The sequence below is a fragment of the Gammaproteobacteria bacterium genome (genome assembly GCA_029881255.1).
Lineage (GTDB): Bacteria > Pseudomonadota > Gammaproteobacteria > S012-40 > S012-40 > JAOUMY01.
In genome coordinates this window covers 148,605-155,737 of the sequence record JAOUMY010000012.1, presented here as the reverse complement: position 1 = coordinate 155,737, position 7,133 = coordinate 148,605, and the positions used below count along the sequence as shown (strand labels likewise).

Sequence of the window (7,133 nt, the reverse complement as noted above, 5' to 3'; positions counted from 1 at the left end):
GGCCGCAATGGTAGTGAAGTGTGGAACGCTATCGCAAGATAGCGCCTTGAAAATAATATTATGCTCACAACACCACTGTATCTCACGGCTTGAGGTGATGCCCTTTGAGTAGGCAAACAAAATAATCTTTAACAAAATCGCCGGATGGTAAGCAGGACGTCCACCGTCATCGTTTTGATAGCGGGGATAAAATATCGACAGGTCAAGTTTCTCGTCGAGAAGATAATGTATGGTGAATTCAAACGTCCCTGGCTGTAGTTGATCCTTGAAATTAACTACTACCATCGATGTTTGATCGTAATTATAGTCTTCGAATTTCGGCATCAGCATGTCTCCCTATGCGCGCTGCCAGTTTATCAGTTAAAAAAGCGAAAATGGGATTTTTCTACAGCCTCAACGTTGTGTTAAGGGGCGCGCCGCTTTTGGCGCGTCCCAGCGACCGAAGGTAGCGAACTTGAACACATTGTTATAAGGCATACCGCCTCGTACTCCTGTGTTCTTTGCTCGGATTATGAACTCCACACCAGCCGCGCTCCTCTCGTGAGTGCTCCTTCCCCATATCGTCGGTAATTGCTACACGGCATACATATGGCTCTCCCCATGTGCTTTTGAACATAATCTGAGTCGCTGTTGGCGCGACATTAAATCTCACCGCAATTACCAATTTTGCTACTTGATGCTCAGCAAAGCCTCGCTTGCCAAGTTGTTGAAACAAATATTCGGTATAGGGAGCAGCAATGCGTTTGCTATGTTGAAACTCTGGAACGGATTTACCAGACAAAAGTTCCAAATTAAACTCATTCATTTCGGAGTCTCTTGTTAATTTATATAGGACTCCCATTGCCCAGTAACCATCAACATCGTTGTTGCGCGAGCAGAAGCTACTAGCGATTCCTGATGCTACTCCCTTCAATTCTTTTCTACGCGGCACGGCCTATTTTCGCCTTATAACATCTTTATTTGCGGCATCCCTACATCTATCCCAAATGCCTATATCTGGTCATCTCATGTCTACATCTAGGCTTCAACTGTCTAGATCTGTCCACCCAAAACCCAACCAAATATAAGCCAAACAAACCACTCGGTCTAGGTCGAATTGAATGCTTCAACCCCTAAAAAATACTAGCCCGAAGCCGCTACTTACATGCAAATCCTCTGAGACAGGTTTATATCGAGAACTGAAGTCGAATCTCACTCAATTGCCTGCACAAAATTCAACCAACCTACCCCGCCCCCACCACCAAAATCTCCACCAACGGCAACAACTCCCCAAGCACTGTCCCTGCATCATGCCCGGAATACGGATAACTGGTGAGTACCACGACCAGGTTTTTATCCGGTACCACCACCGTAAAATTACCGCCGTGTCCCCAGCTGGTGTAGGCGTTGAGGCTGGGTATCAGCCACCAGTAGTAACCATAGTCAAAATTCCTGGTGTCGGGGTTGGTGTCGGTCTTGTCGATTTGTTTTTGGGTACTCGTGCTCACCCACGTCGCGGGAATGATCTGTACGCCGTTCCACTGCCCTTGTTGTAACATCAGTTGCCCGAGCTTGGCGAAATCCCGTGGTGTGAGATAGATGCCATAGGCACCATAGGTAATGCCGGTGTGATCGTGTAGCCATTGGTAGTTGGTGATATTCAGCGGTGTAAATAATTTGCTTTGCGCGTAGGCGGCCAAGGTCTGGCCCGAGCGTTTTTGTATGGCATAACTCAATAGATGCGGGTCGGCATCGCGATAGTAAAATTCTGCGCCCGGTGTGTTGTACATCGGTTTGTTGAGGATGTAGCGGATGGTGTCATTGGGTTTGTCGGCCAGGAATTCCACGGTAAAACGACTATTGTCGAAGTCGATGCCGGAGGACATGGTCAACAATTGATGCAAGGTGATGGATTGTTTGTCGCTGCTGCTATCAAACTTTTCGGGGTAGATGTCGTTCAATGTCAGATCGAGGGAACTGATAATTCCCTCGTCGAGGGCGATACCGGTCAGCATCGAGCTCACGCTCTTGGTCGCCGATTGGATGGCTTCATAATCAGTGCGGTCGCGATAGTCTCGCGCATAGCCTTCGGCCACGAGTACGCCATTGCGAATCACGAGCAAGGATATGCCGTTGTAAAACTCATCGTCGGAGAAAAAGCGACGATAGACTTGTTCGATGGCATTGGCGTCGATGTTTTGTGATTCAGGTGTGTCGATGGTCCAGTCGTCACTCAAAACCACGGGGTCACTATTGTAGGCCAGCTTTAAGGGCTCTTCGCCGACACAGGCGACCAATTGCAATGAGGCCATCAAGAGTAAGGGCACGATACGCCAGTTAGAAAACATATTGCCCTCCCAATTGATGTCGCACCTCGACATAGTTTAGCGTCTCACTGGTGCGCGCAAATTCCAGGCGATATTCCCATAGCCAATGTTGATTCGCAGCGGGTCGTCGGCGTATACCGAGGGTGGCTATTTGTACATCGAGTAGGGTTTGCAGCGCCAAACCGGTTTGTGGTGTCCGAAAAAATCCCTTGAGGGTGACGACACTATCGAGTTTGTTGGTGCGCTTTTGTGGTGAGCGCGAGATAAACGACAACATGGCCAGGTGGCCGAAGGATTCATAACGTGTGTAGCGCGGCAGCGTAAACGACCACGCCGGTCCGACACTCCAGTCCGACATCCAATACAGATGTGAATCATCCCACTCGGGAAACAATCGATTGCGCACCGTCATCCCACCGAAATAACCCAGCGCGAGTTTGTGATTGATGCGCCAATAGCCCTCACCCACCAGACCATAGCGCAGACTGATTGCGGGGATGGCATAGCGGTCGAATGTTACCCCGATGGGTAGATCGAAACGCAAGGTATGCGTATTAGATGCGCCGTTTCGTTGTAGCTGTGCCACCAGACCAAAACCGGGGCCGTGGTTGCGTAGTTCGTGCAGAGTTTCTTCGCGGGCTTGTTCGTATTGGAGGTAGGTGCCGGTTTGGATGCGCCAGTTTGCGCGGGTGTTATCGAGTGGGTCGGCGTGTGCATGGGTGTAGGCGCAAATAGCGACTATCCCTAGCAACTGGCGTAACCCGTATCTCATAAACGACCCTGTTTTTGGATGTAGTTTTTAGCCTGGGTTCTACTATCGCCTATATGGGGGGTTTATTCAATGATGGGTGTTGGGTGAATTTTAACCGCTTGAGGGTGTGTTCAGGTCTTTGAGCATGATCACGCCGTCTTGATCACACCAGGTACAGGTTTCCATCGTTTGCCAGCCCATGTGTTGGTACCAAGATTCTAGATCTAGCGTAAACAGATAGAGGCGTGAAATACCGGTAACATTCGCGGCGTGATGTTCGACAGCGGTGCAAAGTGCAGCACCGATTCCCTTGCCTCGATATTGTGGTAACACGAATACGCCACCGAGCCAGGGAGTAAGATGTTCGTATCCAGGGAGATCGTTCACACGCAGTGAAGCGGTTCCGAAAACTGTTGATCCTTCGTACGCGACCCAGGCGATGGGAAGATCGCGTTCGTTCATATGCGTTCTGAGTTTGGCCTTGCGGGTGTCCAGGGTTTCATCGTGCACGATGGGCTGCCAGTGTTGTGTGATGGGCGGGGCCAAGGTCTCGATGAAGTGTGGGTGGTTGACGAGGAAATCAATTTTCATGTTTGTGAATAGCTAAGTCTGCTCAGATTTGGACGCAACTTTTGGTAGAGAGAATTCAAGTGAGAAGTTCAGTATGGGCAGTCGTAGGCTATGCACACGATTCATAACTCTCCGTAGAAATCATCCGTTGTTTTGTGATTACGCCAGCTTTGTCAACAAATACCAGGTCTTCGCCTTTCAATTGGCAATGTGTATCCCACGCCACGATCACTTCATAGCCTGCATCGGTGAGTTTGTAGAATTTTGCGGAATACTCATTTGCCCATAGCCAAACTGCAAGCTCGGCAGTTGAGTCTATTTCTCCGAGGAAGGCTAAAAGCTCTTCCTTTGTCGAAATCACGACCGCCGTATCACCTTTTATTGCGACGCCGTAGACTGGGCAATATCCCGGTAGACATTGAGCCGCAAATCCGATTTCTGAATCCGCATTTGATAAGGCTAGTTTTTGGACGTCACTCAGGTTGTTGAAGGTGGCCAGGTCGAAAGAACCCAGTACGAGATCCGGCTCATTCCGGCCTGATTCGTCTCCAATGACTTCTCCCAGTCGGGTTTCCCAGTAGACGTATTCATCGCTCAAACTAAAGTCGGAGAACGCATAGTCAGTCCATTTCTGGGGAAAGCTCGTCGACGGTAGGTCGGTGTCTGATTCGGAATGAAAACAACCAAGAACGGCGACAAAGAAAAAGACTACGACGAATTTTATTTTGTAATACATGGCTTTCACTTTTGTGTAGGGGCTATATTCAACGACGATGTCAAGGTTATACCGAATCTGTAGTATAACTACAAGTAACTCAATCCAGCCGGTATAAACGCATCTTCACTATCAGCTATCCAAGGATTTGTAAGATAATTCCCGAACCAGTTCACCCCTAAATGAAAATGCAGGTAATTAACGGATTGAGCCGCAGGTCCGTTGGTCCAGAACATATAGTCTTCAAAGCCGTTGTTCTGTACGACCTTGGCTAGAGATGCGTAGGCAAGCACTCAGAATGGAGCGCCTGTTGGAATGTAACTTACCGAGTAAAGCTCAGTACACTAGAAAATAACTGGCCTGTTTGCTACAAATTTCAGTTCTAATGGAAATGGCTATGCTCGTGTCCACTCCCCTGTGCACCATATCCTCGAATCTGATCATAGCGATGAATCTGATGTTGGTTGAGTACGGTCTTTTGTTTTAAATGCGCCTGTAAATGCACATATCGTATCTTTGCTTGTAGCTCGCCGATTGCGGATACCAATGTATTTAGTTGCTTTGCGTCGATAGCGCCGTTGGCGAAAAGTTGGTCCAAGGACTTTTCTTTGTCGACGAGTTGCTTGCCTAAATCGACAGCCTTCGTCTGCATTTCATCGAAGATTGCCTGGGTTTGTGTAATTTGCATTTCGGTAAGTGCGAGATCTTGTGCGATTTCCAGCACATGTTTAGGTCCGGGGTAGTGATTCAACTCGGCCGCCTTGGCATAGCCCAGGCCCTTACCCGTAAGATAGCCTTCGACTTCTTGCGGAGACAGGGCCTTGATCTCTCGTTGTTCCTGTCCAACATAAGGTGACGTGGAATCAGCCAGGGCAAACGACGCAATGGTAAGTAGATAGAAGGCAATAAAAACAGATTTCATCGAAAACCTACCTCCAATCGAAACACTAACAGAAAATGCATCTTGAGCGCCTCAAGCCTTGTCCGACCATACCGCATACTCATTGCCATTGGGGTCCGCAAAGTGAAAACGACGACCGCCGGGAAAAGAGAACGTAGGGGTTACTATGCTCCCACCCGCATTGAAGATCTTGGCCTGCGTGTCTTCCAGTTGTTCAGAATAGAACACGACGAGCGCGCTACCACTTTCGGTCGACACGGTTTTGTCTGATTTAAAAAAACCGCCGTCCAGGCCTGCCTGGAAGAAGGCTGTGTATTCGTTGCCGTAATCGACAAATTTCCAACCAAAGACATTGTGAAAAAATTGCTTGGCCTTCTCAAGATCCTTTGCCGGAAACTCGACGTAATTGATTTTTTCGTGGGCTGACATGCTTGTCTCCTTTGCGTATGAAAACGCGTTACTTGTCTTTGATTTATGAGAACATCATCGTGAAACGGGTTGTCATATTCAAGCATAAATTCTGGTTATGCTTTTCGACGGCGAAAAACCGTTTCCCAGTCTGTACCATATCGCCTTTTAGCATTAGACTGGCTCAGATTGACTGCTATGTTCTAGTGGCCTCTAATGGAAGCTGAAATGATGAATAGGTGCTTTCTGGTGAGCACAAGAAGGAAAAATAGCAGCACACCGGTCGATGTCCAAAACGAAGGACATCGACGCTGCGTTACCGTGTGTTATTTCAAAACCTCTTCGGCTTCAAGCGTCCAGGTGGTGTTCCAACCTGTCGCACAATCTGATCCGCTATAACCAGGTGCTTGCCCAACCCACACCTGAATTTCATGTACGCCGGCATCCAGTCCTTCGCAATAACCAAAAACTGAACCCTGCCGATGATGGTTACTGATATCTCCGGCACTATTGGAAACATGCAATGCATAGTGCAGCGGTGCGCCCGGACATGACACACCGTTTACACGCAACTCCCATTGACAGGCTTTTCCGTGACCGTACACTCGAAAACTATCAGAGTAACCTATACGAACAACACTAGTATCCTTATCAAACTGCTTTTTAAAAGTTAGAAGTCGTCCTGGAATCTGTCCGCTATCCAGTCCGTCTGATAGCTCACCTCTTGCATATGCAATCCGTCGCATCATCGCCCCAGACTTATCGACGATTAACTTGGTCGCATCCGCACTGTTTCTCAGTGTAAGCAAATTTTCATCGGTATAGGCATTGGCGTTCACTGCACCTGAGGGATGTGGTGGATCGATAGTCAGCAGCTTATTGGTACTAAGCGCGACTACCTTAGCAATATGATCGGCGATCTTTATGCTGTCACCGACGTTGAGTTCTTGAAGAAATAAGGTATTGTCATCACCGGTTACATCAACTCCATTAGAAAACACGGCGACCAGACCTGTTAACTGACGTGAAAGACTGGCACCTAAAGGATCAATTCCCAAGGCATCAATTTTTGCATTCTGCGCATTGATGTCTGCTTTATTGTTAGCTATAGCATCGGTATTCTTCTGAATGTTTTGTTTATTCGCCGTAATACCCTGTTGGTTATTTACTGTTGCCGCCTGATTCTCAGTGGCGCGGGCTTCGACACCACCCAGGCGACTGTTGTTGTCATTAATTCCCTCAGCTAGCGCATTGAAATTTTCATTGACCTCATCAGCGACTGCCGGTGCATTCTTCTCAAACGCATGCGGCACCGAAACTTCGGAAGCCAGTACAGATGAACTCAGACCACTAAGCAAAAGACTCAGCAAAATTCTCATATAGCCCCCTATCTCAATAAGTTAGCCATAACACCTAATTAATTACTTTAATGTCTTTGTTTGTTCAACATATTATGGTCAGGCAGCATATCACTAAGCCTCA

General features: G+C 47.9%; 9 protein-coding genes. All 9 read right to left on the bottom strand.

Annotated features, from left to right (window positions below):
• Nucleotides 1-324: transposase (locus OEZ43_18460; protein MDH5547569.1), on the bottom strand; the 324-nt coding region annotated here is incomplete at its 3' end.
• A 142-nt stretch (nucleotides 325-466) separates the two neighbouring features.
• Nucleotides 467-805: a hypothetical protein gene (locus tag OEZ43_18455; protein MDH5547568.1), complete on the bottom strand. Its 339-nt coding sequence runs from the start codon at nucleotides 803-805 to the stop codon at nucleotides 467-469.
• Between the two features lie 418 nt (nucleotides 806-1,223).
• Nucleotides 1,224-2,327 (bottom strand): beta-lactamase family protein, encoded by a 1,104-nt coding sequence (locus tag OEZ43_18450; protein ID MDH5547567.1) that lies wholly within the window; start codon nucleotides 2,325-2,327, stop codon nucleotides 1,224-1,226.
• Nucleotides 2,317-3,078: a hypothetical protein gene (locus OEZ43_18445; GenBank protein MDH5547566.1), complete on the bottom strand. Its 762-nt coding sequence runs from the start codon at nucleotides 3,076-3,078 to the stop codon at nucleotides 2,317-2,319. Before OEZ43_18445 ends, OEZ43_18450 begins: the two co-directional genes overlap by 11 nt.
• A gap of 90 nt (nucleotides 3,079-3,168) precedes the next feature.
• Nucleotides 3,169-3,648 (bottom strand): GNAT family N-acetyltransferase, encoded by a 480-nt coding sequence (locus OEZ43_18440; protein MDH5547565.1) that lies wholly within the window; start codon nucleotides 3,646-3,648, stop codon nucleotides 3,169-3,171.
• An 88-nt stretch (nucleotides 3,649-3,736) separates the two neighbouring features.
• Entirely contained in the window at nucleotides 3,737-4,363 is a 627-nt protein-coding gene (locus OEZ43_18435) for a hypothetical protein (GenBank protein MDH5547564.1), read from the bottom strand.
• A gap of 361 nt (nucleotides 4,364-4,724) precedes the next feature.
• Nucleotides 4,725-5,264: a hypothetical protein gene (locus OEZ43_18430; GenBank protein ID MDH5547563.1), complete on the bottom strand. Its 540-nt coding sequence runs from the start codon at nucleotides 5,262-5,264 to the stop codon at nucleotides 4,725-4,727.
• A gap of 51 nt (nucleotides 5,265-5,315) precedes the next feature.
• The gene (locus OEZ43_18425) at nucleotides 5,316-5,672 is read right to left on the bottom strand and encodes a VOC family protein (protein MDH5547562.1); all 357 of its coding nucleotides are present in this window, start codon (nucleotides 5,670-5,672) and stop codon (nucleotides 5,316-5,318) included.
• A gap of 305 nt (nucleotides 5,673-5,977) precedes the next feature.
• Nucleotides 5,978-7,030, bottom strand: a complete 1,053-nt coding sequence (locus tag OEZ43_18420) for a hypothetical protein (protein MDH5547561.1) — start codon at nucleotides 7,028-7,030, stop codon at nucleotides 5,978-5,980.
• Nucleotides 7,031-7,133: the final 103 nt, after the last annotated feature.

Excerpts from the sequence above, each read along its gene's own strand:
- OEZ43_18455 (MDH5547568.1), bottom strand. The coding sequence starts at position 805 with ATGAATGAGTTTAATTTGGAACTTTTGTCTGGTAAATCCGTTCCAGAG.
- OEZ43_18450 (MDH5547567.1), bottom strand. The coding sequence starts at position 2,327 with ATGTTTTCTAACTGGCGTATCGTGCCCTTACTCTTGATGGCCTCATTG.
- OEZ43_18445 (MDH5547566.1), bottom strand. The coding sequence starts at position 3,078 with ATGAGATACGGGTTACGCCAGTTGCTAGGGATAGTCGCTATTTGCGCC.
- OEZ43_18440 (MDH5547565.1), bottom strand. The coding sequence starts at position 3,648 with ATGAAAATTGATTTCCTCGTCAACCACCCACACTTCATCGAGACCTTG.
- OEZ43_18435 (MDH5547564.1), bottom strand. The coding sequence starts at position 4,363 with ATGTATTACAAAATAAAATTCGTCGTAGTCTTTTTCTTTGTCGCCGTT.
- OEZ43_18430 (MDH5547563.1), bottom strand. The coding sequence starts at position 5,264 with ATGAAATCTGTTTTTATTGCCTTCTATCTACTTACCATTGCGTCGTTT.
- OEZ43_18425 (MDH5547562.1), bottom strand. The coding sequence starts at position 5,672 with ATGTCAGCCCACGAAAAAATCAATTACGTCGAGTTTCCGGCAAAGGAT.
- OEZ43_18420 (MDH5547561.1), bottom strand. The coding sequence starts at position 7,030 with ATGAGAATTTTGCTGAGTCTTTTGCTTAGTGGTCTGAGTTCATCTGTA.